The organism is Micromonospora sp. NPDC005806 (assembly GCF_042871425.1).
In the GTDB taxonomy this organism is placed as follows: Bacteria; Actinomycetota; Actinomycetes; order Mycobacteriales; family Micromonosporaceae; genus Micromonospora.
In genome coordinates, this window is the sequence record NZ_JBIAIL010000009.1 from 84,822 (window position 1) to 108,888 (window position 24,067).

The 24,067-nt window shown below is 73.4% G+C and carries 21 protein-coding genes; 2 read left to right on the forward strand and 19 right to left on the reverse strand.

What is annotated here, in order from left to right:
- Position 1: 1 nt before the first annotated feature.
- Genes ACFYOS_RS12530 through ACFYOS_RS12615 form a run of 18 tightly spaced genes read right to left on the reverse strand, consistent with a single transcriptional unit; the run spans position 2 to position 22,100 of the window.
- A complete protein-coding gene (locus tag ACFYOS_RS12530; protein WP_387139276.1) occupies positions 2-1,936 on the reverse strand; it encodes an ATP-binding protein in 1,935 nt (644 codons plus the stop codon).
- Positions 1,933-3,366, reverse strand: a complete 1,434-nt coding sequence (locus ACFYOS_RS12535) for a hypothetical protein (RefSeq protein ID WP_387139279.1) — start codon at positions 3,364-3,366, stop codon at positions 1,933-1,935. Before ACFYOS_RS12535 ends, ACFYOS_RS12530 begins: the two co-directional genes overlap by 4 nt.
- A complete protein-coding gene (locus tag ACFYOS_RS12540; RefSeq protein ID WP_387139282.1) occupies positions 3,363-4,676 on the reverse strand; it encodes a hypothetical protein in 1,314 nt (437 codons plus the stop codon). Before ACFYOS_RS12540 ends, ACFYOS_RS12535 begins: the two co-directional genes overlap by 4 nt.
- A complete protein-coding gene (locus ACFYOS_RS12545) occupies positions 4,673-6,496 on the reverse strand; it encodes a hypothetical protein (RefSeq protein WP_387139285.1) in 1,824 nt (607 codons plus the stop codon). The genes ACFYOS_RS12540 and ACFYOS_RS12545 overlap by 4 nt, the downstream gene beginning before the upstream one ends.
- Before the next feature lie 25 nt (positions 6,497-6,521).
- Positions 6,522-8,795, reverse strand: a complete 2,274-nt coding sequence (locus ACFYOS_RS12550) for a phage tail protein (RefSeq protein WP_387139288.1) — start codon at positions 8,793-8,795, stop codon at positions 6,522-6,524.
- Positions 8,796-8,802: 7 nt separating this feature from the next.
- Positions 8,803-10,974 (reverse strand): putative baseplate assembly protein, encoded by a 2,172-nt coding sequence (locus ACFYOS_RS12555; protein WP_387139291.1) that lies wholly within the window; start codon positions 10,972-10,974, stop codon positions 8,803-8,805.
- Positions 10,971-11,369 (reverse strand): GPW/gp25 family protein, encoded by a 399-nt coding sequence (locus ACFYOS_RS12560; protein WP_387139294.1) that lies wholly within the window; start codon positions 11,367-11,369, stop codon positions 10,971-10,973. The genes ACFYOS_RS12555 and ACFYOS_RS12560 overlap by 4 nt, the downstream gene beginning before the upstream one ends.
- Positions 11,366-12,958 carry a hypothetical protein gene (locus tag ACFYOS_RS12565; protein WP_387139297.1) on the reverse strand — a complete coding sequence of 531 codons (1,593 nt, stop codon included), beginning with the start codon at positions 12,956-12,958 and terminating at the stop codon, positions 11,366-11,368. Before ACFYOS_RS12565 ends, ACFYOS_RS12560 begins: the two co-directional genes overlap by 4 nt.
- Positions 12,955-13,668 (reverse strand): phage baseplate assembly protein V, encoded by a 714-nt coding sequence (locus tag ACFYOS_RS12570; RefSeq protein ID WP_387139300.1) that lies wholly within the window; start codon positions 13,666-13,668, stop codon positions 12,955-12,957. The genes ACFYOS_RS12565 and ACFYOS_RS12570 overlap by 4 nt, the downstream gene beginning before the upstream one ends.
- Positions 13,665-14,750, reverse strand: a complete 1,086-nt coding sequence (locus ACFYOS_RS12575) for a phage late control D family protein (RefSeq protein ID WP_387139303.1) — start codon at positions 14,748-14,750, stop codon at positions 13,665-13,667. Before ACFYOS_RS12575 ends, ACFYOS_RS12570 begins: the two co-directional genes overlap by 4 nt.
- 3 nt (positions 14,751-14,753) lie before the next feature.
- Positions 14,754-14,918, reverse strand: a complete 165-nt coding sequence (locus tag ACFYOS_RS12580; RefSeq protein ID WP_387139307.1) for a hypothetical protein — start codon at positions 14,916-14,918, stop codon at positions 14,754-14,756.
- Between the two features lie 14 nt (positions 14,919-14,932).
- Positions 14,933-15,673, reverse strand: coding sequence for a LysM peptidoglycan-binding domain-containing protein (locus ACFYOS_RS12585; protein WP_387139310.1), 741 nt, complete (start codon positions 15,671-15,673; stop codon positions 14,933-14,935).
- Positions 15,673-16,239, reverse strand: a complete 567-nt coding sequence (locus ACFYOS_RS12590; RefSeq protein ID WP_387139312.1) for a phage tail protein — start codon at positions 16,237-16,239, stop codon at positions 15,673-15,675. Before ACFYOS_RS12590 ends, ACFYOS_RS12585 begins: the two co-directional genes overlap by 1 nt.
- Before the next feature lie 3 nt (positions 16,240-16,242).
- Complete coding sequence (locus tag ACFYOS_RS12595; protein ID WP_387139315.1) at positions 16,243-18,288, reverse strand: hypothetical protein; 2,046 nt, start codon at positions 18,286-18,288, stop codon at positions 16,243-16,245.
- A gap of 5 nt (positions 18,289-18,293) precedes the next feature.
- Positions 18,294-18,749 carry a phage tail protein gene (locus tag ACFYOS_RS12600; RefSeq protein WP_387139318.1) on the reverse strand — a complete coding sequence of 152 codons (456 nt, stop codon included), beginning with the start codon at positions 18,747-18,749 and terminating at the stop codon, positions 18,294-18,296.
- Between the two features lie 22 nt (positions 18,750-18,771).
- Positions 18,772-20,703 carry a phage tail sheath family protein gene (locus tag ACFYOS_RS12605; protein ID WP_387139321.1) on the reverse strand — a complete coding sequence of 644 codons (1,932 nt, stop codon included), beginning with the start codon at positions 20,701-20,703 and terminating at the stop codon, positions 18,772-18,774.
- Between the two features lie 22 nt (positions 20,704-20,725).
- Positions 20,726-21,463, reverse strand: coding sequence for a hypothetical protein (locus tag ACFYOS_RS12610; RefSeq protein WP_387139323.1), 738 nt, complete (start codon positions 21,461-21,463; stop codon positions 20,726-20,728).
- Positions 21,464-21,521: 58 nt separating this feature from the next.
- Complete coding sequence (locus ACFYOS_RS12615) at positions 21,522-22,100, reverse strand: DUF4255 domain-containing protein (RefSeq protein WP_387139326.1); 579 nt, start codon at positions 22,098-22,100, stop codon at positions 21,522-21,524.
- 215 nt (positions 22,101-22,315) lie between these two features.
- Here ACFYOS_RS12615 and ACFYOS_RS12620 point away from each other — a divergent pair, with 215 nt between their 5' ends.
- On the forward strand, positions 22,316-22,486 hold the full coding sequence (locus ACFYOS_RS12620; RefSeq protein ID WP_387139328.1) for a hypothetical protein: 171 nt from the start codon (positions 22,316-22,318) through the stop codon (positions 22,484-22,486).
- Between the two features lie 97 nt (positions 22,487-22,583).
- On the forward strand, positions 22,584-23,399 hold the full coding sequence (locus ACFYOS_RS12625; RefSeq protein WP_387139331.1) for a BTAD domain-containing putative transcriptional regulator: 816 nt from the start codon (positions 22,584-22,586) through the stop codon (positions 23,397-23,399).
- Here the strand turns inward: ACFYOS_RS12625 and ACFYOS_RS12630 are convergent.
- Complete coding sequence (locus ACFYOS_RS12630) at positions 23,332-23,997, reverse strand: BTAD domain-containing putative transcriptional regulator (protein ID WP_387139334.1); 666 nt, start codon at positions 23,995-23,997, stop codon at positions 23,332-23,334. The genes ACFYOS_RS12625 and ACFYOS_RS12630 overlap by 68 nt on opposite strands.
- Between the last annotated feature and the right edge of the window lie 70 nt (positions 23,998-24,067).

Below are 24,067 nucleotides of genomic sequence, written 5' to 3' on the forward strand. Positions count from 1 at the left end.
GTCAGCCTCGCCGCAGCCGGTCCGGCAGCGGGCAGGTACCGCCGATGCGGCGGTACTCGCGGCGGACCGCGGCCAGCAGATGCGGGTCGCCGACCGGTACGTCGTCGTCGAGCGCGAGCAGGCTTGCGTGCAGCGCCGCGTTGCGAATCGCGCCGCCGGTCTGCGGGCAGCGGCGGGCGATCTCGGTGAGCGTCTCGTCGGTGACCGTGTTGTCGTCCGGCAGGTGCGTGCTCCAGATCAGCCAGCGCTGCTCGGCGGTCGGCGGCAGGAAGTCCACCGTGACGTCGATCCGCCGTTGGAAGGCCGGGTCGATGCGCCCAGCCGCGTTGCTGGTCACGATCAGGACGCCGGCGAACGACTCGAGCCGCTGCAACAGGAAGTTCGTCTCCAGGTTCGCGTAGCGGTCGTGCGCGTCGCCGACGTCGGTGCGCCGGGCCAGCAGCGAGTCGCCCTCGTCGAGCAGCAGCACGACGCCCAGTTCCTCGGCGAGCGACAGCACCCGGTCCAGGTTCCGCTCGGTGACCCCGATGTACTTGTTGACCACGCCGGCCAGGTTGATCCGGTAGACGTCCAGGGACAGGCAGCCGGCCAGGTAGCGCGCGGTGAGCGTCTTGCCGGTGCCGCTCGGCCCGCTGAACAACGCCCGCAGCCCGCGGTCGGCGGTCACGCCCCGCTCGGCCAGCCGCTCACGGTGCCGGCAGCGCAGCAGGAGCGTGTCCAGTTCCTCGTCGGCCGCCGGGGCGAGCACCGGCCGCGGTCCGGCCAGCGGCTCGAGCCGGACGGCCAGCGGTTCCAGCTGCTGGCGGTCGAGCTGGCCGACCGCCTCGCGGATGTCCTCGGCCCCGATCCGATCCCGGCGGGCGGAGAGCGCCAGGCCGGCCGCGTTGCGCAGGTTGCCCGGGGTGAGCAGGAACGACTCGACGATCGCGGGCAGCTCGTCGCGGTCGGCGCGCAGGCCCGCCCGCACCCACAGGTCACGCCGGGCGGACGCGTCGCAGTGCGGCAGGGTCAGCGTCCGCGGCCGGCGCAGCGGCTCGCCACCGAGCCCGCCGGCCGGCCCGGCCGTGACGCCGACGGCCCGCTCGACGCCGGGCAGCGGCGGCAGCGTCAGCGTCTCGTCCGGCGTGGGCGTGCACCGGACGACCGGCAGGATCGGCCCGACGGCGGTGAGCGCGGCCAGGGTCCGCCAGGTCTCCGGGGTCGCGGCGGCCTGGTCGCAGGCGAGCACGTCCCAGCCGAGTTCGCGGGCCGCCGCGCCCAGCAGCGTCCGCCGCCCCGACCGGGCCGGGCCGCGCACCACGACGGCGCTGACCTCGCCGTCGCGCAGGATCGCGGGCAGCGTCTCGACCTCCAGGTCACCCACCCAGACGTCGCCGAGCGCCGGGAACCCGGCGGCCGGGTGCAGGCTCAGGCCGGCCGGCAGCACCCCGGGGCCGACCCGGCCGGTACGCACCAGCTCGTCCACCGGCGCCGGCAGCCGCACGATCCACTCGGCGCGCGGATCGCCCGGGTTGGTGACCTCCAGCAGGCCGCGCTCGGCCAGGCCCCGGCAGCGCAGCGCCGGGTCGTCACCGGCGCCGGCGAGCAGCCAGCCGAGCAGTCCCACGGTCGGCCGGCGGGCCGTCAGCGGAGCCTGGAACGCGGCGAACAGCGACCCGAACCGGATGTCGTCGTCGACCAGGCCGGCCGCCACCACCAGCAGCGCCTCGGCCCGCTCGAGCCGGGCCAGCGGCGTCGGCTCGGCCATGGTCCGCTCGAACTCGTCGAGCCGGGCCGCGCACTCCCCCTCCCCCGCGTCGGCGTAGCGGCGCAGCCAGCCCTCCTCGGCCGCGCCCGATTCGTCGAGCCGGCGCAGCAGGCCGGCGACCACGACGGCGCGCATCAGCCCGGCGTGCCGGGCGGCCCGGTTGGTGACCCGATCCAGGGTTGCCGTCATGGCCGGTCCTCGAAGTGGAAGGCGACGATCCGGCCCAGCCGGGGCATCCATCCCGGGTCCTGGTCGAGGCCGGCGATCCGGACGTCCAGGTCGATCTGGTCGACGCCGAGGACGACGTCGACGTGGGTGTCGGTGATCAGCAGCCGGCCGGGCTGCTCGAAGGTCGCGGGGCCCAGGTGGTGCTCGCCGAGCCACCCCCGGGCCGGCGGCCACCAGGTCCTCGGGCGCGGCGGCGGGAGGCGGTCGAGCCCGGCCAGGTCGCGCAGGACGGTCCAGATCGGATCCCGGTGGCGGCGGGCGCGCGGGCGGCCGCGCAGCAGGTGCCGGCCGAAATCGGCGAAGCCCGCCCAGTCCAGGTCGTCCTCGGCGTAGCGCCGCATGAGGTTGAGCAGGTAGAAGAGGCCGGCGTGGCCGGTGTGGACCGGCTCGCCCGACGCGTCCTCGGCGACCGGGGACGCGGCGGGCGGTACGCCGGGCGGGGCGGCCCGGCGTGAAGCCGGGTCCGGCGCCGGGCGGGGCGCGATCGGGGGGAGATCGGGCAGCGCCGGCGGGGCGGGAAGCGGGGGCGGGCCCGGCCTCGGATCGGGGTGCGGTGTGCAGTGCGGTGCGGTGTCCGGTGCGACGAGCGTCCGGACCCAGGCTCGCAGGACGTCCCGGCGGGCCGCCGGTTCGGCCGCGAGCACGGCGGCGGCCGCCAGCAGGGCTCGCCCGGTGGGCGACTGCGGAACGGTCGCGGCGGGCACCATGCGGAGCCATCGGGCGGGCGGCCGGTCCGGCGGCGACGGCTCCAACGGCCGGGCGGGGGCGATCGGGCGCCCCTCGGCGTACGCCACCGGGTCTTGCGATCTTGTCGATGCGGCCGCGGGCGCCGCGGCGGGCGTGCCCACCCGCCGGAGATCGCGGTGGACCGGCGCCGGCGGATCCGCGGGCACGGCCAGCAGCGCCGCGAGCACCGACTCGGCCTCCGCCGGGGTGAGCCACGCGACGGCGTGCCCGGCCAGCGCCGGCCGCCGCCGCTCCAGCGTGGACAGCACGGCCGGCAGCCAGCGGATCTCGGCGAGCCAAACCTGCGCCAGGGCCGCCGATCCGGTCGCGGCGCGGGGCAGCCAGGACCGCCAGTACCAGCGGTCGTGGGCCACGCCGTACCGCAGATCGGCGGTCAGACAGGCGAGCAGGTCGACCTCGTCGCGGAAGAGGACGGCGTCGGCGGCCGGGTCGACGCGGGCGGCCACCGGGCGCGCCGCGCGGCGGCGCAGGTCGTCGAGGCGGCGTCGGGCCTCGGCCGGAGACGAGCCGGTGAGCACCAGCCGCCGGGCGATGAGCACGCTGCGGTCGGCGTCGGTGGGCAGCATCGCGCGCAGCAGGTTCTCTGCGGCCGGGCGCGGCGACGTGCCGTGCATCCGCAGCGTGCGCACCGCGAGGTCGGTCATCCGCGTGGCCCGCTGTCCACCGAGTCGGCCAGGATCACCGGGGCGAGCGACTGGCTGTACCAGCCGTAGTTGGCCACGAAGACGGCGTAGAGCGTTGCGGGGATCCGCAGGCGCCGCTTGTCCAGGTGCTCGGGGATCCGCCGGCCGAGCTGGATCAGGTTCTCCCGGATCAGGTAGACGGTGATCGGCTGGACGCCCTGCGGGAACGCGGCCGGATCCGCCATCACGGCGGGCGGGCGATACCACGACTCGCGCAGCATGAGCTCGGCCACCTCGAAGTCGACGACCCCGCCGAACCGCGCCAGGTTGCCGAAGAAGGTGCCGAGGTCGAAGCCGGGACGGATGAGCGCCGCGGACGCCGCGTCGATCAGCTCCGCGTCCTGGCGGACCCGTTTGCCGAGCGTGGTCAGGAAGTCGACCGCGACCGGCAGGAAGCCGACCGGCGGGAGCAGCGGGAGGTACTCCGACACGATGATCTTCCCGGCCATGCCGCGGTCGAGGTACTCCGCGACCTGGTCCTGGAACTGATGGAAGCGCGCCTGGCCGTCGCGGTCGCGGCGGTCGGCGGTGAGCGTGTGCCAGCCACCGGCGCCCGGCTCCGGCGCGGTGACCCGGCGCCGCACCGACCAGTTGTCCAGGTCGCCGACCGTCTGGCCGTCCCAGGCGAACACGGCCAGCGGCACGTCGTCGGCGGTCACCTCGGCGAGCTGGTCGACACCCAGCGCGGGCGCGAAGTCGAACGGGTCGATCGGCAGGCCGGCGAGCTGGTCGGCGCCGAAGCACCAGGACGCGACCAGGTTGCGCCCGTTCGCCGTGGTCAGCGGGATGCCGCGCAGGTCGGTGCCGATCGGCAGCGTGGTGACCCGGAACTCCAGGCCGGCGGCGGTCATGGTGGTGCAGTCGCCGGACGAGCGGCCGGCCGGGCGCGCGGTCAGCAGATAGCGCCCGGCGCCGACCGAGGACCCGCCGCCGGCCGGCCCGGAGTCGCAGCAGGAGAACGCCGCATTGTCGCGGGTCGCGACCTCCGCGAGCGGGATGGCCAGCGCGAGGGTGGCCTGGCTGGTCAGCGACACCGGCTCGCCGGCCCGGTTGATCGCTAGCCCGGGCGCGACGCTCAGCGTCGTCGCGGACGGGGTGACCTCGAGGCCGGTCACGATCCCGGCCCCGGCCGCCTGCCCCGCCCACCGGTCGCGCAGCAGCAGCGTGCCCTGGTCGGTGGTGAGGTCGTCGGCCCGCAGCAGCCGGCCGTCGGTGTAGCTGGGCAGCAGCGGCGCCCCGGTGAAGTCGGTACCCAGGCCGTAGGTGGTCATTGCTTCGCTCCGGGCGCCACCCGGGCGAACGCGATGATCTGCAGTTCGCGGCGGTCCCAGCCGACGAACAGGATGCCGTTCTTGTCGATCCAGGTGGCCAGGTTGATCTTCTTCTGGAGCTGGTTCTGAACGGTCATCTCCTTCGTGCGGAAGACCAGGCGCAGGTACGCCGGCAGCGGCGACTTGTTGTCGGGAACGTCGGTCTCCACGTTCCAGACGTTGGCGTACAGCTGGTTCGGGGTCAGCGCGGTCACGTTCACCGGGTTGCCGGTGATCTCGTCGAAGATCTCGAAGACCGGCTTGTCGGCCAGCCGGGTGTCGTCCCGCGGCCCGCGCGGCTGCGGGTGGAACCACAGCTCGAGGCCGAGCTTCTTCTCGGCGAGCACGCCGGTGGTGATCATGACGAACTCGGCGCTGGCCACCGGCGGCGGGGGCGGCGGGGGCGGCGCCGGATCGATCTCGATGGTCGCGTAGGCTGCCACGCTGCCGTCCGGATCGCTGTTGAGCAGGGTCAGCCCGGCGGCCTGGACGTCGGCCAGGGTGGTGGCCGGCGCGCCGATCCGCAGGGCGCCGATCAGCGTCGTGGCGCCGTCGAAGTGGACCACGAGCTGCTCGCCGTCGAGGGGAACGAAATCGTCCGGGGCGCTGATCAGCCAGCGTGGGGCGGGAGCAATGCCGCCGACCGCCGTGGCGGTGAACCCCGCGGACCCGCCGCCCTCGGTCTCCACCGCGACGATGCCGGGCAGCGTCACCGGATCGGTCAGGTGGAACCATGCGTCCAGGGACAGGTGGCCGTTCGCGTCCACGGCGGCGGCCAGGGTCACCAGCTCGCGGGGTTTCGTGACGAGGTCCGCGTCGAGCGACCGCAGCTCCTGCAGCAGGCCGGTGTGCAGAAGGTACGGCCGGCCGGTGTCGTCCGGCGGGTCGAACGCGGTGATCACCGGGTGCAGCGGGTCGAACGGCTCGGCGGCCGAGAAGGCGATCGTCGCGAGCAGGATCGGCGCCGGCTCGCCCGGGGTGGACAGATCCGGTTCCAGCTGCGGCCGCACCCGTGTCACCCAGGCCGTGAAGATCCGGTCGAGGGCGTCGGCGGCGGTCTCGGCCGGCAGCCGGAACACCGGGCCGCTGGGCGAGGAGTCCGGGTCGAGGTCGCCCGGGCCGTCGCCGACCCGATCGGACAGGCCGAGCACCGCGTCCAGCAGTTGCTGCTCGGCCGAGTCGGCCTCGGGCAGGCCGGGCACGAGGTGCACGGCGGCGAGCAGCCGGGCGAGCCGGCGGTCGGTGTCCCAGCGCGGCATCGGCGGCAGGTCGAAGGTGAGCTCGACGTCCCAGGCGTCCCGGATGCGCGACGCCACCGAGGTCTGCGAGCTGGTGCTGCACGGGGTGCCGGGCAGCGGGACCAGGTTGTCGAGGCAGGTGGCGTACTTGGCGACCACGTAGACGGTCAGCCCGCCGGACGGGTCGCGATGCCCGGCCACCGTTCCCGGGGCGGCCTGCTCACGGGCGGCCAGCCAGGCGCCGATCCGGGCGCACTGGGCGCAGGTGATCAAGGCCTCCCGGCCGGCCTGGTCGATCAGCAGGCCGGTCGAGACGGTCACGGTCACGTCGTTCGGGTCGTCGGCCGAGGTCTCGGCGGTCACCTCGAGGCCGTACACGGTGCCGAAGCCGTGCAGCGCGCGCTCGTGCCGGTAGGCGTGCTCCAGCCGGTGCTGCTGCTCGGTCAGGAACTCGTCGACGCCGAGCACCATGCCGTACGCGTAGTTGACCCGCTGGTCGGGGCCGGTCGTGCCGGTGGTCAGGGACACGCAGGTGTCGGTCATCGCTCCTCCTCGCAAACGGTGGTGGTCATAGCGCCGGCCAACTGCCGAGGCGATCGCGGTCGGCAACCACCCGGTCGGCGATGTCGAAGGGGCGCTGGAAGCCGAGGTAACCCCGGCCGAGCGGGGTCTCGCCCAGCACCACGGGCACGAAGCGGGGCGAGCCGACCAGCTCGGTGTCGAGGCCGAGGCGCGCCCGACCGACCACGAACAGCTCCTCGTACGGCTGCAGGTCGAACGCCGCGTGCGCGGGTTTGCCCTGCTCGACGATGCGCCCCACCATGGCCAGTTGGTCGGCGGTGAGCGTGCCGGGGGCCTGCACGTCGAAGCGGTGCGCCGCGTCGGCGGTCAACGGCTCGACGAGGAACCGTTCGATCAGGCGGATCCGGGAGGCGGTGGCGGGCACCGCGCCGACCTCGAAGATGCTCGCCTCGTCGACCGTGTCGTCGAAGAACACCCGCAGCATGGCCAGCAGCCCCGCAACAGTGCCGCGGCGGCGGTAGAACGCGTCCACGTGGGCGATCAGGAACCTGCGCCGTTCGGTGGTCCACATCGGATCGAGGACGAGCCCGAACCAGGATGCCAGCCACGGCAGGTCGGCGACGCGGGCCGTGCGGGGGTCGAGGATCAGGTGGCTGTGCTCGATCTTCTCCTCGATCGCGGTGAGGATCCCCTCCGGGTTGGCCAGGAACCGCTCGAGGAAGCGGGCGGGACGGTCGTTGTCGGCATACGTGGCGGGAAGGTAGTTGTCCACGTAGGAGAACCGGGGGAACCAGGCGCGCACCGAGCGGATCGTGGCGCTGGACCGGCCGGTGCCCAGGACGGTGATCTCCAACTGCAGGTAGCGTCCGACGATCTCCTGGAAGAGCAGCTCGTACGCGTCCACGTCGTCGTTCTCGGCCCACGGCAGCTCGGAGCCGTCCGTCCGCCGGTACGGCACCGGCTGGCTCACCCAGGGCGCGACCTCGACCAGGTCCGCCTCGTCGGCGGCGCGGGCCCGGACGGCGATCGACGTGCCGGTCGGCACGAACGCGTCCAGCAGCAGCCGGTGCCAGACGCAGCCGGGCTGCCGGCCGTCGAACATCTCGCCCGGCAGCGTGCCGCTCGCGAGCGCGGTGACCAGGGTCGCGGCCGAGGCGAACCGGCACTCGGTGAACACCGCGAGGGGGACCCACCGCTCGCCGAAGTCGTACCACGCGCCCCCGGTGGCCCGGACCAGGGCGCGCCCGGCGAACCGGCGCATCGGCAGGAAGTCGTCCTTGCCGATCAGCTCGCCGGTGGCCGGGTCGAGCGTGAACGCGACGACCTGGTCGCCCTCGGAGTCCGCGACGTAGAGCACCGGGATCTCGTCCAGGTAGACGAAGTCGTAGCCGAGCACCGAGTACCGGTGGGCGGTGCTCGCCGGGTCGGCCGGGTCGATCACCTCGACGATGTCCCGCAGCGGCGTCTGCCAGCGCAGCGTCTGTTCGTCGAAGCAGTAGAGCGTCGACCAGCCGCGAACCGGGTCGGCGTCGAGGACCAGGACGGATCCGCCGGGGCCCGGCTCGATGCTGATCGGACGGACACCGCCGAGGTCGTACGGCCGGGGCGCGGCCGGTTCCGGGTAGACCAGCGGGCCACTCCCGTCGGTGGCGGCGAAGAACGCGGTGCGGGACCGCTCCTGGCCGCGTACCCGGAAATGCTCGTCGAGCCGCCAGTAGCGCGCGGGTTCGAGCACCAGGACGCCACCGTCGGGCAGGTCGCAGAGGTCGATCGGGGTGAACGGCTCGCCGGCCGGCCACACCAGGCGCAGCGGCCCGCCGCCGCCCTGCAGGTCGAACAGCAGCAGCCCGGACTCGTCGGCGCTGGTATACCCGGCGACGAGATAGTGGTGGGTGGTCACCGCGAGACCGGACAGCACGGCGTCGGCGGCCGGGCACGGCGCGGCGGCGGTGAAGCCGTCCGCCGCCGCGCAGGCGGCCGACAGGTCGTCCACCGACCACCACGCCGCGGCGGCCGCGTCACCCACCGGAAGCCATTGGATGCCCCGCCGGTCGGTGTCGATCCAGTACCAGTTGCCGTAGCCGTCCCGGCCCGCGCCGCGCCGCCCGGCCGGGTCCATCGGCGGGGTCCGCCCGGCCCGGCGGAACAGCGGGGTGTCCCGGCGCAGTCGCAGCCAGCCCACTTCGTCGTCGTACTCCCAGGCGGTGTCCGAGCGTTGCTGCCAGAGGTCGCCGAGCGGGCGGCCGGCGGCCACGTCGACGCAGCCGGCCCAGTCCGCGCGCCCGTGGATGAGGTGGTACTGCGAGCCCTGGACGTCCATCCCGGCCTCAGCAGGTCGGCGGGACGACGGGAACCGGGACGGTGCTGGGTGGCGTCGCCTGGCTGCCCCCGATGAGGCTCGCCGGGTCGGCCGCCGGCCCGCTGCCGGCGAACACCGTGGCGTCCGGCATCTGGAGCCCGGTGATCTCGACGGTGTCCAGCGGCGAGACCAGCGCGCCCCCGGCGAACGCGGCCGCCATGACCACCGAGTCGACGTAGCGGACGCCGAGCACCCGGGTCGCGACGGCCTCGATGTCCCGGGTCCGCACCGCCACCCCGAGCGGCCAGCCGATGCCGGCCAGGCCGCCGGTCAGCGGCGACAGGAACGCGCGGACCGCGGCCGCGACCGCCTGCTCGATCAGTGTCGGCACCTGGCCGGCCAGCGTGACGATGCCGACCGACACCCAGATCGGCTGGTAGACCGGGCCGCACACGTGCAGCTCGGTGGTGATGAGCCGGCGCGGCTCGAGCCAGCCGCAGACCGCGGACAGGAACTGCCGGTCGGGGGCGGGCGCGGACGGGTGCAGCGGGTCGGTGCGCGGGACGACCAGGACCGTGACGGTGCCGGGCGAGGCCCGGTCCGGTCCGAGGTCGGGGTGGAACAGCGGCAGCACCTCGACCCGGCCGAGGTCCACCCCGGGCGTACGCCGGGTCAGGTCCGTGAAGTCCTCGGCGGTGACCAGCCGGTCGCGGTGCCGCAGCCAACTGGTCACCGCCGCCTCGCCGTCGCTCACGGTCTCACCGTTGCCGGCCCCCCAGGTGGCGACCGGGTTGCCGATCGTGAAGCCGCCGGGCAGCGCCACCGAGCGGTTGATCGCCCCGATCGGCACCTGGCCGGCCAGCCCGCCGCCGAAGGAGTACGCGACCCGGACCGCGGCGCCGCGCGGCACCCGGCGGCCGGCGAGCCCGCTGCCGAAGGTGACCTTCCCGGTGGCCCGGTCGAGCGCGAACGCCGTGGCCTCCGGGTCGGCCGCGAAGATGTCGTCGATCTCCGCCCAGGCCTGCCACTGGTCGCCGGTGTCGCGGACCTCGAGCACGAACGGGTGCTCGTCGTCGGCGACCACCGGCGCGTTGGCCAGGGTGAAGCTCTGGAAGGGGGTGCCGGTGCCGAGCCCGAGCGCCTCCCGCCCGATCGCGACCGTCTGGGCCGCGCGGGCCGCGTTGACCCCGGCCCAGGAGATCGTCCCGGTGTTGCCGCGCAGCCGCAGCCAGGTCACCAGCCGGCTGCTCACGGCGGCGTCGTCGAGGCGCGGCGGGTAGTCGCTGGTGCCCTCCTCCTCGGGGTCGAACGCCCACAGCAGCAGTCGTTCGTACGGCGGCAGGGTGACCTGCAAGATGCCCGGCGCGTCGAGGACCGGCTCGCTGTACGTCGGCTGCAGCCGCGTGTAGCGCGGCGCGCCGATGCCGAACCCGGGCCCGGCCAGCCCGGACGGGTCGGTCTCCGGCGCCGCGATCTCCACCACCAGTCCCGGGTCGGTGCCCGGCCGCGGCGCCACGGTCAGGCCGGCGACCCGGCCGTACGGATAGACGCCGATCGACAGGCTCTGCCCGGCGACCGCCCGCCGCACGTCGTCGACGTCGGTGTTTCCCGGCGCGAGAACGGCCAGCCACAGCGAACGGTCGAGGGTTTCGCCGAGGTCGACCACCGGATCGGGTTTCCCGGCGGCCGGCTCGTCGAGGCGGATCGGCGAGTAGAAGGAGAGCGTGTCGGTGTCGGACTCCAGGAACGTCTGGTAGATCAGCCGATAGCGGGCGAGCGTCGCGTCGTCGAGCTGTTCCGGCCGCTTGTAGTACGCCTGGCTGGTCACCGGGAGCACGGCCAGCCCCGTCGTGGTGGCGAACCGCACCGGCCCGGCCTTCGCCTCGGTCCCGGCCGGCAGCGCCAGCGGATCCAGCGGTCCCTTCACGTTGGCGACCGTGACCAACGCCCGCCCCGGCGTCGGCGGCTGCAGCGCGATGCCCAGCATGGTGAGGAACTTCAGCCGGTTCGCCTCGGGGATGCGGTTGCTGCGGTACAGCAGGTTGTCGGTGAGGAAGGCGAACAGCTCGAGGATCGTGATGCCGGGGTCGCTCGCGTTGAGGTTGGTCCACTCCGGGGTGTGCACCGCGGCACGGGCCCGGACCTCGGCCATCAACTGGTCGTAGGAGCGGTCGTCGAGGACCGGGATCTCGATGGTCATGCCGTGCCCTCCGCTGTGAGAGTCATCCCGATCCGCTCCTGCACGCCGGTGGCGACCAGGGTGTACGAGACGGTGATGTCGACCGCCCGCACGTCCTCGGGGTTGACCACCGCGGTCACGTCGTCCAGCGAGATCCGCGGCTCCCACCGGCCGAGCGCCTGCTGCACGTCCTCGACGATCAGCCGCAGGGTGGCGACCGAGTTCGGCTCGAACAGGTAGCGGTCGAGTCCGCAGCCGAACCCGGCCCGCTCGACCCGCTCGCCGGGCCGGGTACGCAGGATGGTGGCGATGCACTCGCGCACGTTCGGCTCGCCGGCCGACCACACCATCGCGCCGTCCGGCCCCACCCGCGGAGGGAAGGACAGTCCCTGTCCGTAGAGCGCCGGAGACGTCATGGCGTCGGCCCGTTCGGCGTGGCGGGCCGCACCGGCACCGGGAAGCAGATCTTCAGGAACGGCAGCCACCAGAACACGATGTTCAGCAGGATCAGGAAGATGAACATCACGATGAAGGCGACGAGCATGATGATCTGCAGCGAGAACGAGCAGATCATGCCGAGCTGCAGGCCGGTGCTCGGGCCGAGGCCGTCGCCCTTCATCATCTCCGGCGTGACCCGGTCGAGCAGGGCGCGCAGCGACGGCGGCATCTCGATCGCCACCCCGCGGTTGAAGCTGCGCAGGTGGTTGACGTCGGGCAGCTGGATCAGCACGGGCCGGGCGGGCGCGTCCGGGTCGAGCGGCCGGGCCAGCTCGAACGGGTGGGTCGGGGCGCTGAGCACCGGGCGGCAGGGCGGGTGGTCGAGAACGACGCGGATGACGTACGCCTGATTGTCGCCGGGCTGCACGGCGTCGACCGGATCCCCCTTGATCAGGCCCTGCAGCTCCGGCGGCACCCGGTATGGATCGCCGATCTCGAGGACCGCCGCCAGCGCGAGCCCGGCCAGGCTCGCCGGTTTCTTGGCCGGTTGCAGCCAGTCGGCGGTCCGGGCCGCGGTCTTCAGGTCGTAGCTGGTGGCCGGGCCGGGGTCATCGGCGCCGGTCAGCAGGGACAGGAACGAGGCGACGGCGGCGAGCGCGGCGTCCAGGTCGACCGTGCCGCCGCTGGTCGGCACCCGCACCGCGTGGATCCCGTCGAACAGCGCCCTTGCGGCCGAGCCGGGCGTCAGCGCGCCGCCCTCGGTGATCGCGTCGAACACGGCCGGCACGTTCACCCGCAGCCAGTCCAGAAGGTCCAGGAGCAGATACAGCGACGCGTACCCGATGTCGGAGCCCGCGGGCGCCAGGGTGAGCCGGGTCCACGGGTCGACCACCCGCCCGATCAGCTCGACGATCGCCGGATGCTCCTTCGGGTTCGGGAACGACATCGTGTCCTGCAGTTGCTTGAGCGCGGCGCCCGGATCGGCGATCGGCGGCACCATAGCGTCGCGCGCCGCGACCGGGATGTAGCCGTAGAACACGCTCCGGGTGGACGGCTGCCCGGCGGCCATGCCGAGCGCGGCGGCCGTCGTGCCGGGCGCCGCGAACCCGGGCACCGAGGCCGGGTGCATCGGGTGCTCCAACTCCCCCGGCAGCAGCTCGGTGGCGCCGGCCGGCAGCCACGCGCCGTCGACCAGGCCGTGCTCCGCGCCGGACGCGTCGACCTGCCGCATCACGAAGAACGCCCGCTCACCGGCCGAGACCCGGTGATCCGGGATGCCCGGCCGCCGGCACACGAGGGTGGCCGCGACCAGGTAGTAGCGCATGCTCAGCGGCTGGAACAGCCGGTACGGGCCGCCGGTCGCGGGCGGCTGGGTCGCGGCGAGACCGCCCGGCAGCGCGGCGCGGAAGTCGTCGACGAACCGGTCCGACCGCAGCTCGGCGATCCACGGCTCGACCAGGTCGCGGGCCGCCCGGCCGACGCCGCCGTCCGGCCACAGCGGCGCCGGCGCCAGCCACTGCAGCGACTCCGCGGTGTGCGCCGGCACCGGCAGGCGGACGGTGCTCACCAGATGTTCCCGGCGCCGGGGGTGTAGCTGCTGCCCACGACCGCGTTGGCGATGGCGGTGCTGCACTGGATGACACCCGAGTACGTCCACATGGCGGAGCTGACGTTCGCCGAGCCGCAGTCGATCTCGACGGTGCCGGCGGTGATCTTCAGCTGGCTCGCGGCCGTGAGGGTCACGCCGCTGGGCGCCATCTCCAGCGAGTTGCCGGTGCTGTCCTCGAGCTTGACCGTGGTGGCGCCGTCGTCGAGGGTGACCTTCTGCCCGCCGGGCGTCTCCAGCGTCAGCTTGACCGCCCCCGCCGTGTCATCCATCGTGATCTTGATGCCGCTGCGGGAGGTCAGCGAGCGGACGTCGTCGTTCTGGGAGATCGTCTCGGGCGTCGCGTCGACCCCGTTCCACAGCGAGCCCACCACGTACGGCCACGCCGGATCGCCGCCGCCGAAGCAGACCAGCACCTCGTCGCCCACCTCGGGGATGAACCAGCTGCCCCGGTTGTCGCCGGCGCTCATCGTCGCCAGCCGCGCCCACGCGTTGTACTCGTCGCCGTCGCTGTCCGGCGACCAGGGCAGCCGCACCCGCACCCGGCCCTGCCCGTCCGGATCCTGGTTGTCCGACACCGTCGCCGGGTAGACGCCGTAGTGGTGGCGGCGGGCCGATCCGGCCAGCAGGTCCAGGTCGAGGTCGGTGGCGTTCGCGTCCACCAGGCTCATGAGGTCGCTCCTATCCCGGCGCGTTCCACGTCGATGTGGGTGCGGTAGCCGTGCGTCAGGTCGAAGGTGTGCCGCGCCCGGGTGACGTAGTAGTCGCCGTCGAACATCGGGCCCAGTCCGGCGAGGGTCACCCGGGAGCCGACCCGGGCGGCCGGGGTGCCGCCGGTGGTCCCGCTGCCGCACACGAAGCGCCGCGCCTTCTCCAGGTAGGCGGCCCGGGCCCAGGCGCGGGCGTCGTCCGCGGCCAGCGGCACGGCCCGGACCACCCGCTCGTCCCGGCTGCCCAGCGTGTCGTCGAGGATGCTGGAGCCGCCGGTGAGATCGCCGAGTTCGGCGCCGAGCGCGGAGGAGTCGCTCGACTCGTCGATCGCGTCCTTGTCGGCGACCGACCAGCCGGTGACGGCGAGGGAGCTCACCTGGTGGGCGAGATCCGCGCGCACCGAGAAGGAGAGCAGATTCCCGCCGTACGTCAGTCGCGGCGGATCACCGGCGTCCTGCTCCCGGTCCGGGCGGCGGGCGACGTGCAGGGTGCTGCCGGCCAGCCACACCTCGCCGTCGTCGGCGCGCGCGAGACCGCGGAGGAAGGCCAGGTCGGACTGGTTGAGCTGAGCTGACACCCGGCGGGTCGGGCCGTCCAGGCCGACGTCGGCGGTCAGGCCGTGCTCGCGGGCGATCTGGTCGGCGATGTCGGCCGTGGACGAGTCGGCGAACGTCCTCGTCCGCCGCTTCATCCGCAGGCCCTGCAGGCCGTCCTCGGCCAGCACGGTCAGCCGGGCGACATCGTCGGCCGGGTACTCCGCCTGCAGCGCGCTGACCCGACCGGCGAAAACCTCGTGCCGGTCACCGTCGGGCCCGAAGGAGACCGCCAGGTCGGTGCCGAAGTCAAGCACGTCCCGGGACAGGTAGAGGTAGTCCGGGCCGCCCCGGCGCGTGCCCCAATTGCGGAACGTCGCCTCGCACCAGGCCATGCCGGCGGTGTCCTCCTCGGCGGACAGCGACAGCAGGTTCGCCACCGCCAGGTCGTCCGGCGAGCCGCCGACGGTCAGGGCGGGCGTCGACACGTACGCAGTCTCCGTGCTCATCGCTCAGTCCGCCCGCCGCCGCGCGGCCCGCTCGGCCAGCTCACGATGCCAGGCCCGTAGCTGATCGCCGGTCGCCGCGGCCGGCGCTTTCCCCGGCCGGGCGGGCGCTTTCTCCGGGGGCGCCGGCGGATCGTTGATGATCTCCACCTCGTGGATCTCGATGGGCACGAGGAGCTCCTTCCCTAGGGCAGCCGTACCTGGACGTCGAGGACCGTGCCGGGCGGCAGCAGCCGGGGGTTGTCGATGTTGTTGGCGGCCGCGACCGACTTCCAGGAGGCGCCGGCCCCGGCCCGGGCGGTGATCGCAGCGACCGTGTCCCCCGCCTGGCTGAAGGTCAGCGGGGTGGTGCCGATCGACGCGCCGATCGAACCGCCGATCGAGGCGTTGAGCGAGAGCCCGATCCCCGCGTTCGCCCCGAACCCGAACCCGCCGCCGCCCCCGCCCGAGGAGCCGGCCGTCCCGCCGGAGCCGTTGTCTGGGTTGGGCGGATCGACCTTGCTGAGGCTGACGTTGACCGCGGCGCGCAGCGGCACCCCGGCGTCCGAGAAGAAGTCGATCGTCTGGGACATCGAGGAGACCGTGCCGTAGAACAGGAAGCTGCCCCAGCTGAAGCGCACCACCCGCCGGCTCTGCGAGTTCGGGTAGGTCAGCCGTACCATCTGATCGGTCTTCTCCTGCACCGAATCCCCGGTGGCCGAGGTGTCGAAGGTGAGGTCGACCGTGAGGCTGGTGGAATGACCGGTCTGCTGCGGCGCCGTCTTGCCGACGAGCCGGTCGTCGACCGGGGTGGACGCGCTGGTGGTGCCGGTCGGCGAGTAGGACAGCGACAGGCTCTTCGGATCGAAGTCGACGGTGAGCTGCACGCCGCCGGAGGTGGCGCGACCGTTGTCCGCGTCCCACTCGGTGATCGTCGCGGTGCCCATCAGGAGATCCCCGCGCTGAGGCCGACGCTGCCGGACAGCCCGATGCCCGCCGACAGGCTCACCGACGCGCCGATGCCGACGGAGAGGCCGAGGCTCGCGCCCGCGGCGCCCACCTCGAGCTTCTCGTAGACCAGGGCCAGTTCCTCGATCGCCACCCCGCCGGCGCCGGCCGCGTTGAGGCCGGGCGCCCGCATCCGTACCGGAAGGCAGCCGGTGAGGGTGAACTCGAGGCCGGGGGTGCCGTCGGCGGCCCAAACCACGATCTGGCCGTGCGCGGTCAGCACCGAGCCGGGCCGGGTGCCCCGGGCGAACCAGTCCCACAATTGCAGGTTGGTGGTCATGCCGCGTTTGAGGGTGAGCTGACCGGCGGTGACCGGGCCGATGAGGTGCACCTGCCGGTCGTTGACGCCGCCCACCTCGAGGGTCTTGACCTGCATGGTGAGCTCGAGCCCGTCGCATTCGGCGAACGCGGCCTCGCACAGCGGGCTGGCCAGGCCGGCGGTGGGCTCGTCCAGGTCGAGGACGACCTCGAAGCGGAAGGCGACGAACGGCTGGTCGAGGGGCATCGCTCAGTCCTCCCAGACGTCGAGCAGGCCCTCGCCGCTGCGGACGAGGGTGACGGTAACGAACTCGACCGGCGAGGTGGGCGCGACCCGCAGCGACACGACCAGGCTGCCGTCGTCGGCGGCGGTGCCGACCTCGTACGCGTGGAAGGCGCCCTGGGCGGTCAGCGCGGCGAGGATCCGCTCGAACCGGCGCTGCACGAGCTGCCGGAACCGCTCGTTGTTGATCTCGAAGGTGTAGCGCTGCCCGGCCTGCAGGGCGATCTTGCGGAGCAGGATCAGGGTGCGCCGCACCGACAGTTGCAGCAGCGGCTCGTCGGCGAGGGTGTGCGCGGCGATCGGCGCGAAGCTGCCGGGCCGCTGCACGACGACGTTGGCGTGCGCGTCGAACAGCCGCACCGGGTCGTCGCCGACGAGCCGAGGACCAACATCAATAGGACCGAGCAGGGGTACGGCGGCGGGCGCCACCCAGACGCCCCGGCTCAGCTCGCGGGCCGCGATCATCCCGGCCACGGCGCCGTCCGGCGGCACGTCGCGCAGCGGATCCGGGAGGGTGAGCCACGGATGCCAGTAGGCCGCGAAGCTGAGCAGGTCCGGCGCCGACGCGACCAGGGCGCGGTGCCAGTCCTCGACGTCCCGCCGGTCGTAGTGGCGGGGCACGCTGAGCAGCGCGACCAGGTCGGCGCGGGCCGCGCACATGGTGACCAGGGCGGACTGCACGGCCAGCAGCGGGCCGTCGTCGTACGCCGCGACCGGGTCGAGCTGCACCCCGGCCACCGGCGGCGTCACGATCGGCTCGGGTGCGGGCGGCGGGGGTGCCGGCGTCTCGGCCACCGCGCAGCAGCGGAAGTCGCTCCAGTCCGGGCCGAGCGGCGGCTCGGGGGGATCGGGCGGCGGGTCGGCGGCCGGCGGCGGCACCGGTGACCAGCCCCGCTGGGTCAGGTCGGGGCAGGCCACCATGGCCACGTCCTCGATCGGCAGCAGCGCGTGGATGCCACGCAGCCGGGCCGGCACGGCGGCCAGGGAGGTGAGCGCGTCGGCGTCGGCCATCAGGCTCAGGACGGTGTCGTGGCCGAGCCGGTCGTCGACGAAGACCGCCCACGGGTCGTACGTGTCCAGGTCGTCGTCGCCCTCGACGAGCGGCGGTCCCGCGGCGGCCGGGCCGGTCGGCACCACCAGGCCGGCCGGGCCGCCGGCCACGGCACGCAGGTTCAGCGAACGATCCAGGTCGGGCTCCGGGTCGCCGGCGGGCTGCAGGACCTCGCCGAAGGACGCGTAAGCGAGGTCGTCGAACCGCTCGACCAGGTGCAGTTGGCCGTCCTCGAGGCGCTGCACCACGAGATCCATCCGCAGCAGCGTCACGACGTCGACGGGGAACACCGACGGCAGGCCGGCCAGGGCGCCCGGGTCCGGCCCGCTGAGGCCGTACGGAAGCTCTGTCCCCGTGCTGACCACGCCGCCGTCGACCGCCACCGCCCGTACGAAAAGATGGTCGTCGAGGGTGAGCAGATCCCCCGGCTGCACCGACGCGGCGGCGACCGGTGGCAGCAGCAACTGACCAGGGCCGGCACCGGCGCGCTGATAGGCGGCCGCGCGAGTCAGCGGTCGGGCGATCGGCGCGATCGTCACCTGGGTGCCCGCCGCCCACCGCCCCGGCCACGCGGCCTCGACCTCGACCGGCGTGACCGCACCGCTGACCGGGTCCCAGACCTGCATCCCGGGGATCTGCCAGCGCGAGGTGGTCCGGTTCGGCCCGGCGACCCGGACGGCGTAGCAGCGCTTGCCGCCGTTGTCGAAGAACGCCCGGACGGCCGCCGGCAGTTGGGCGTAGACGGGTTTGCCGGCGTCCTCGGCGAGCACGAGATCGCCCCCGAAGATGGTGGTGAACGCGGCCGGATCGGCGAGCGCCACCGGAACGTCCACCGGCCCCCGCCCCGCGAACCCGGCGAACGCGGCCACGTCGAGCCGGACCGGCGACGCGGCCGGCGGCAGCGCCGGGGCGATCCCGACGCCCGGGAGGCGGCCGTGGAAGGTGAGGGCGGGCGAGGTCATCGCGGTCACTCGATGGTCAGGTCTTCGACCGACAGGACCAGTTCCTCGATCGCCACGTCGGTGCCGGTCTTGGCGTTGAAGCTGGGCACGGTGTAGCGCATCGGGCGGGCGTTGATCAGCGTCCAGGTCATCACCGGCCCGTTGTGCTGCTCGTCCATCAGCGAGACGTGCACAGTGCGCAGCAGCGAATGGTCACCGGTGCGCAGCGAGTGCATCCACGAGTAGAGGTCGAGGAAGCCGATCAGGCCGCGCTTGAACGTCACGTCCCCGACCTTGTAAAGGCCGTTGATCTTGACGGCGTGGTTGGTCTTCGAGTTGCCGGCCCGGTACTCCATGATGGAGTTGTCGATGTTCATCCCGCTGACCTCGGCAAACCCACCGCGGGCGGTGTTCACGTCGCCGGTGGAGAAGTCGACGAGGAAGTTGAAGCTTCCGTACGGGTTTTCCCGGTCCTTGGCCATGGAGCTGTCTCCTTGATCCGGCCTAGCTGGTGGCGGCGGCGGTGAACTGGCTGATGCGGAAGATGACGAACTCGGCCGGCTTGGCCGCCGCGACGCCGATGACGCAGATGAGCCGCCCGTTGTCCAGGTCGTCGGCGGTCATGGTCGACTCGTCGCAGCGCACGAAGAAGCCCTCCTCCGGCTTGCGGCCGAGCAGGGCGCCGCCGCGCCACTCGTTGAACAGGAAGCCCTCGACGGTGTGCCGGACCGAGTCCCACAGCGCCGGGCCGTTGATCTCGAAGACCACCCACTGGGTGCCCTGGTCGATGGACCGTTCCAGGTAGTTGAAGTACCGGCGGATGGACAGGTACTTCCACTCGGGGTCGTCGGAGATGGTGCGCGCCCCCCAGACCAGGAACCCCGGCCCCGGGAAGAAGCGCAGGCAGTTGACGCCCTCCGGGTTGAGCAACTCCTGCTGGGCCTTGTTGACCCGGGTCTCCAGGTCGAGCGCCGAGCGTACGGTCTCGTTCGCGGGCGCCTTGATGACGCCGCGGGCGTTGTCCGAGCGGGCCCAGATCCCGGCCATGTAGGCGGACGGCGGCACGTCGATCCGGCTGCCGTCGATCGGGTGGGACACCGTGACCCAGGGGTAGTAGAGCGCCGCGTGGGTGGAGGATCGCAGGTTGCGGTAGTCGAGCGCGTTGGTCGGCAGGAACCCGGGCGGGGTGTCTAGAGCCGCGACCCGATAGAGCATCCGCTCGCAGTGCGCGGTGACCGCGTTGTTGATCGCCTGTCCCTGCTGGGCCCCGGTCGTCGGATCGCCGGCCGGCCCGACCCAGCCGGTGGCGGCCCCGGGCGCGGCCACGATCGACACGTCCTCGACCACCTCGAGGGCGAGCAGCCCGTTCAGCGGCAGCGCGGTCGCGTTGTTCTGGTAGTCGGCGAAGTTGAGCGGATCCCCGGCGTACTCGGTGATGTCCGGGGCGCCGCCGTCCGAGCCGTCGGCGAGGGTGACGACCCGCTGCCGGTCGGCGAGCGGCGTCGTCGACACCGGCGCGGTGCCCAGGAGGGTGGCGCCGAACAGCGTCGTGGCGATCGCACCCGGCACGGCGTCCGGGCTCGCCCCGCTGACCGACGGCCCGATCAGCTCGTCGATGCCCTCGATGGCCAGCGGCACGGTCAGCGCCTGCCGCCGGGTGGGCGGGTTCGCGGTCAGCACCGTCGAGATCCCGGTACCGGTCGCGCGCGGGTCGAACCCGAACTCGCCGATCGACACCCGCGGCCCGAACGCCGGCAGCCCGCGCGAGTCGACGGTCGGCCGCTCCACCTCGACCAGCACGGTCAGCGGATAGACCGCGCCCACCTCGTCGAGGGTCAGCTCGGTGTCGCCCCCGGCCAGCCGCCAGTCCCCGGTGGCGGCGTCGCGGCGCACCACGTGGACGGAGCCCGCCGGCGTCGACTCGGCGGACATCGCCCAGACCGTGTCGAACTCGTGCACCCGGGTGAGGTTCGCGCCGCCCGCGGTCGACACGAGGGCGTTGCCGCCGGCCCGCAGCGTGAACGTGACCCGCAGGTTGCCGGCCTGGCCGGGGAACCGGGCGCGCAGGGTGAGCAGTTGGTTCGGGTCGTCCGGGTCGGTCAGGTCGACGTGGGCATGGTCGGCCTCCGGCGAGCCGGGCGTGCTGTAGGCGAAGGTGCGGACGACGTACAGGCTGCTGCCGCCCTCGTCGAAGAAGCCCTTCACCCCCAGCGCCACGAAGTTGGTGACGGCCCCGGCGTCGCCCAGGTTGAGCTCGGCCGCGTCGCCGTAGATCTGGCCGAAATCGAGATAGGAGGTCAGCAACTCGGGGCGGCCGCTGGTCGGGCCGAACCGGCACGGTCCCACGAAGGCGGCCACGCTCGTGCTGACTCCTTCGATGGTGCGCGGGCCCGGGATCTCCTCGACGTAGACGCCAGGCGCGAGGTATTGGGGCATGTCTCCGCTCCGTTCGGATCAGTCAGGACGGCTGTACGAGAAGGATCAGGACGGTGGGTGCGCCGAAGGCGAGCTCGTCGGTGGCGGGTGGCCCGGCAACGGGCGCCTGGCCGAGGATCGAGCCGAGCTCGGGCGGGTCGCCCCCGGTCAGGGCGCCCGGCTCGCTCCGGACGGCAATCGTGAGTGGCCAGGTCATCGCGCTCAGCCCGGGTCCGGCGGGCGGCGAGCCGGACAGCGGCGGCAGGGCCTCCGGATAGGGCGCGATCAGCAGGAAGCGGCCGAGCCCGTCGCCGACCACGTCGTACGTGTCCGGCCCGGCCGTCACCGAGACGACCGGCCAGGCGAGCGGATCCCCGGACGTCTGGTCGTGCACCTCGCCGCGCACCACCGCCCAGCCCGAGGGCGGCAACCGCGACACGCTGGAGTGCAGCGGCACCTCCACCGGGGCGGCCACCGGCACCGGCACCTCGAGGACGACCGGCAGATACCGCCGTCGAAGATCAACAACGCCGATTGCGTACGTCGTGGGGGCGGGCGCCGGGCCGGGTGCTCGTTGATAGGTGCGCAGGCTGGGCAGCTCGCCGAAGCCTTGCAGCCCGGACAGCGGCGAGGAGGTGGCGGTCAGCCGCACGTCGGGGTCGGCCGCCGGCCCGGCCGTGACCACGAGCTCGTCGGCCACCACGACGCCGGTGATCGCGTCGGTGCAGCGTACGCTCAGCGCCGCCCGGTAGAACGCCCGTTCCAGCTCGCACGCCGTCACGACTGTCCCACCCCGTGCTCGCTTCCAAGGCCCGGGCATGACCCGTCGGGATAACCCGTCATGGCTGCCCCACCCCGTCGAGATAGCGCAGGTCGCGCACCTGGACCGGCCGGGCGGCCGGCTCCAGGATCGCCGACTCGATCCGCACCACCCGGGCCTGGTAGGGCATCGACAGCTGCAGGCTGATCGGCATCGCCTGCCACAGCTGGAAGACCTCGTCGTTGGTGAGCTGCGCGGCCACCAGCTCGACGGTCTCCTCGGGCCGGAACACGTCCGGGACGGCCGCGTTGAGAAAGCCGCTGGAGAGCACCGGGTTGTCGGCGATCGCCCGCATCGCCCAGCCGAGCAGGGTGTGCTCGGCCGGGGCGTTCTTCGCCCACGCGGTCAGCATGAGCGACACGCAGATCGGCAGAGGGCGCCGGTGACGCGGGTCCGGCGGCGGCAGCGTGCGCTGAATCGCGTCGAGCCCCACCTGGTACACGAAGATCGACACGCCGGTGGCCATCGGCTCGTCGAAGTCGGTGCGGTGGTAGACCTCGAAGCGCGGGTTCAGGCCGCCGGCGTCCTCGGTCCAGGAGTGCTCCAGCAGCCGGCGCACGGCCTCGGCCACCGAGCCGATCGCCTGATACGTCGCCATGTGCCGCCCCCCACGCTGCCGTCCGGTTTACCGGTGCGGCCACTGTGGCAGTCCAGCGTGGCGGCACCGTCACACCCGCGTCACCCCGACCCGGCCGGTTGACACGGCGAGTACGCGCCGGTGACGCCCGGCGCGCAGAATGCACTCATCCACCGTGGAAAGGCGCTGACGTGACAGCTCCGGAACCCGTTCGTGGGGGCGTGCTGGTCGTTCAGGTGTGGTTCGAGGACGGTCCGGCCGACGCGTCGTTCCGCGCCCGGATCACCAGCAGCGTGGACCTCGACAGCGAGACGCAATACGTTTCGGTCGTCGCGTCGGCCGAGAGCGCCGTCGAGGAGGTGCGCAGCCGGCTCTCCGAGATGATCGATCACCAGCACCCGATCTGACGAACCTCCGACAGCTGAGGCCCGCTGTGATGCGCCGGTGACGCTGCGACGACTAGCGTGCGACTGTCTCCGCTGCTTACGCCAATGGGAGGCCGCCATGATCGCCGACCTGGTCGACTCGCTCGTCGCCGGCGAACCCGCGTCCCGGCCGGTGCTGCGCCTGTTCGACGATCCCAAGATCAGTTACGGGCGGGACCGGCGCGACGTGCCGGACGGATGCAAACGGCTGCTGGTCTTCCTCGCGCTGCACCGCCGCCGCGTCGACCGCCGCTACGCCGCCGGGATCCTGTGGCCGGACGGCACCGACGACCGCGCGGCCGGCAACCTGCGGTCCGCGCTGTGGCGACTCAACCGGGCGTATCAGGACCTGGTCCGGGTCGACCGGCACGGACTCGCCTTCGGACCCGACGTGCTGGTCGACATCGATCTCGTGGCGGAGTGGGCCAAGCGGGTCATCTCGGGCCGGCTCGCGCACAGTGACCTGCGGGTGGTGCCGACCGGCAACGAGGCGTTCGATCTGCTGCCCGGCTGGTACGACGACTGGGTGCTGGTCGAGCGCGAGCGCATCCGGCAACGCGTGCTGCACGCCATGGAGGCGATGAGCCGGCACCTGGTCGCGGCCGGGCGGTGCGCCGAGGCGGTGGAGGTGGCCCTGCTGGCCACGAGCGCCGACCCGCTGCGGGAGAGCGCCCAGATCGTGCTGCTGGAAGCGCATCTCGCCGAGGGCAACTGGGTCGAGGCCCGCCGCGGGCTGGACGCCTACCGCGGGTTGCTGGCCCGCGAGTTCGGCATCGAACCGGGCACACGGCTGCGAGCCCTGCTAGACGCGTACCCGAACGCTCGCGTCACTCGGCCGGCCGGTCCCGCGCCTGCCGGATCAACGCCGCGAGTTGCGCCGACGGCTGCACGCTGAGCCGCTCGGCCAGCAGCCGCCTCACCACATCGGCCTGCCGTCGCGCCTCCGCGATCCGGCCGTCGGCCAGGAACGCCGCCAGCACCAGCCGGTGCGCACTCTCCCGCAGGCTGTCGGCGGAGACGGCGGCCGTGGCCCACCGCAGTGCGCTGCCCGGGTCCCCGGCGCACAGCGCCGTCGAGGCGGCGTTCTCCAGCATCCGGAGGTACCGGTGGTGAAGGCGCTCCCGGCTGATCAACACCCAGTCGTTCTCCCAGCCGGGCAGCAGCGGCGGGCAGCCGCGGCCGATGTAGTCCGAGAGGAAGGCCTCGTCCACGGCGCCGGCCGTGAACCGCCGGGTGTCGATCTCCACCTCGAGCGGGATGGCCAGCACGCCGTCCCGCCGCTGGAGCAGGCACGGCGCCACCTGATCGAGCCGCCACAGCGTCGTCCGCAGAATCGCCATGGCCCGGTCGTCCCGGCGGGACTGCCACAGCGTCCCCGCCGCCTGGGTCCGTGCCGTCGGGCCATGGATGGCGAGGAACGCGACCAGCCGCTGCGCCGTCGGTGCCAGCGTCACCGGGCTGGCACCGCGGACGATGTCGAACCCGCCAAGCATCCTCACACGCCACCGGCCGGGCTCGGGAGCGGAGGAAATCTGCACGTCGATGCACCCCTCTCGACGTTCG

Coding starts and splice junctions, on each gene's coding strand:
- ACFYOS_RS12535 (WP_387139279.1), bottom strand. CDS start 3,366: ATGACCGACCTCGCGGTGCGCACGCTGCGGATGCACGGCACGTCGCCG.
- ACFYOS_RS12615 (WP_387139326.1), bottom strand. CDS start 22,100: ATGGCGACGTATCAGGCGATCGGCTCGGTGGCCGAGGCCGTGCGCCGG.
- ACFYOS_RS12630 (WP_387139334.1), bottom strand. CDS start 23,997: ATGCTTGGCGGGTTCGACATCGTCCGCGGTGCCAGCCCGGTGACGCTG.
- ACFYOS_RS12600 (WP_387139318.1), bottom strand. CDS start 18,749: ATGGCCAAGGACCGGGAAAACCCGTACGGAAGCTTCAACTTCCTCGTC.
- ACFYOS_RS12590 (WP_387139312.1), bottom strand. CDS start 16,239: ATGCCCCTCGACCAGCCGTTCGTCGCCTTCCGCTTCGAGGTCGTCCTC.
- ACFYOS_RS12545 (WP_387139285.1), bottom strand. CDS start 6,496: ATGACCGACACCTGCGTGTCCCTGACCACCGGCACGACCGGCCCCGAC.
- ACFYOS_RS12530 (WP_387139276.1), bottom strand. CDS start 1,936: ATGACGGCAACCCTGGATCGGGTCACCAACCGGGCCGCCCGGCACGCC.
- ACFYOS_RS12555 (WP_387139291.1), bottom strand. CDS start 10,974: ATGACCATCGAGATCCCGGTCCTCGACGACCGCTCCTACGACCAGTTG.
- ACFYOS_RS12550 (WP_387139288.1), bottom strand. CDS start 8,795: ATGGACGTCCAGGGCTCGCAGTACCACCTCATCCACGGGCGCGCGGAC.
- ACFYOS_RS12575 (WP_387139303.1), bottom strand. CDS start 14,750: ATGAGCACGGAGACTGCGTACGTGTCGACGCCCGCCCTGACCGTCGGC.
- ACFYOS_RS12585 (WP_387139310.1), bottom strand. CDS start 15,673: ATGGGCACCGCGACGATCACCGAGTGGGACGCGGACAACGGTCGCGCC.
- ACFYOS_RS12570 (WP_387139300.1), bottom strand. CDS start 13,668: ATGAGCCTGGTGGACGCGAACGCCACCGACCTCGACCTGGACCTGCTG.
- ACFYOS_RS12560 (WP_387139294.1), bottom strand. CDS start 11,369: ATGACGTCTCCGGCGCTCTACGGACAGGGACTGTCCTTCCCTCCGCGG.
- ACFYOS_RS12625 (WP_387139331.1), top strand. CDS start 22,584: ATGATCGCCGACCTGGTCGACTCGCTCGTCGCCGGCGAACCCGCGTCC.
- ACFYOS_RS12540 (WP_387139282.1), bottom strand. CDS start 4,676: ATGACCACCTACGGCCTGGGTACCGACTTCACCGGGGCGCCGCTGCTG.
- ACFYOS_RS12605 (WP_387139321.1), bottom strand. CDS start 20,703: ATGCCCCAATACCTCGCGCCTGGCGTCTACGTCGAGGAGATCCCGGGC.
- ACFYOS_RS12595 (WP_387139315.1), bottom strand. CDS start 18,288: ATGACCTCGCCCGCCCTCACCTTCCACGGCCGCCTCCCGGGCGTCGGG.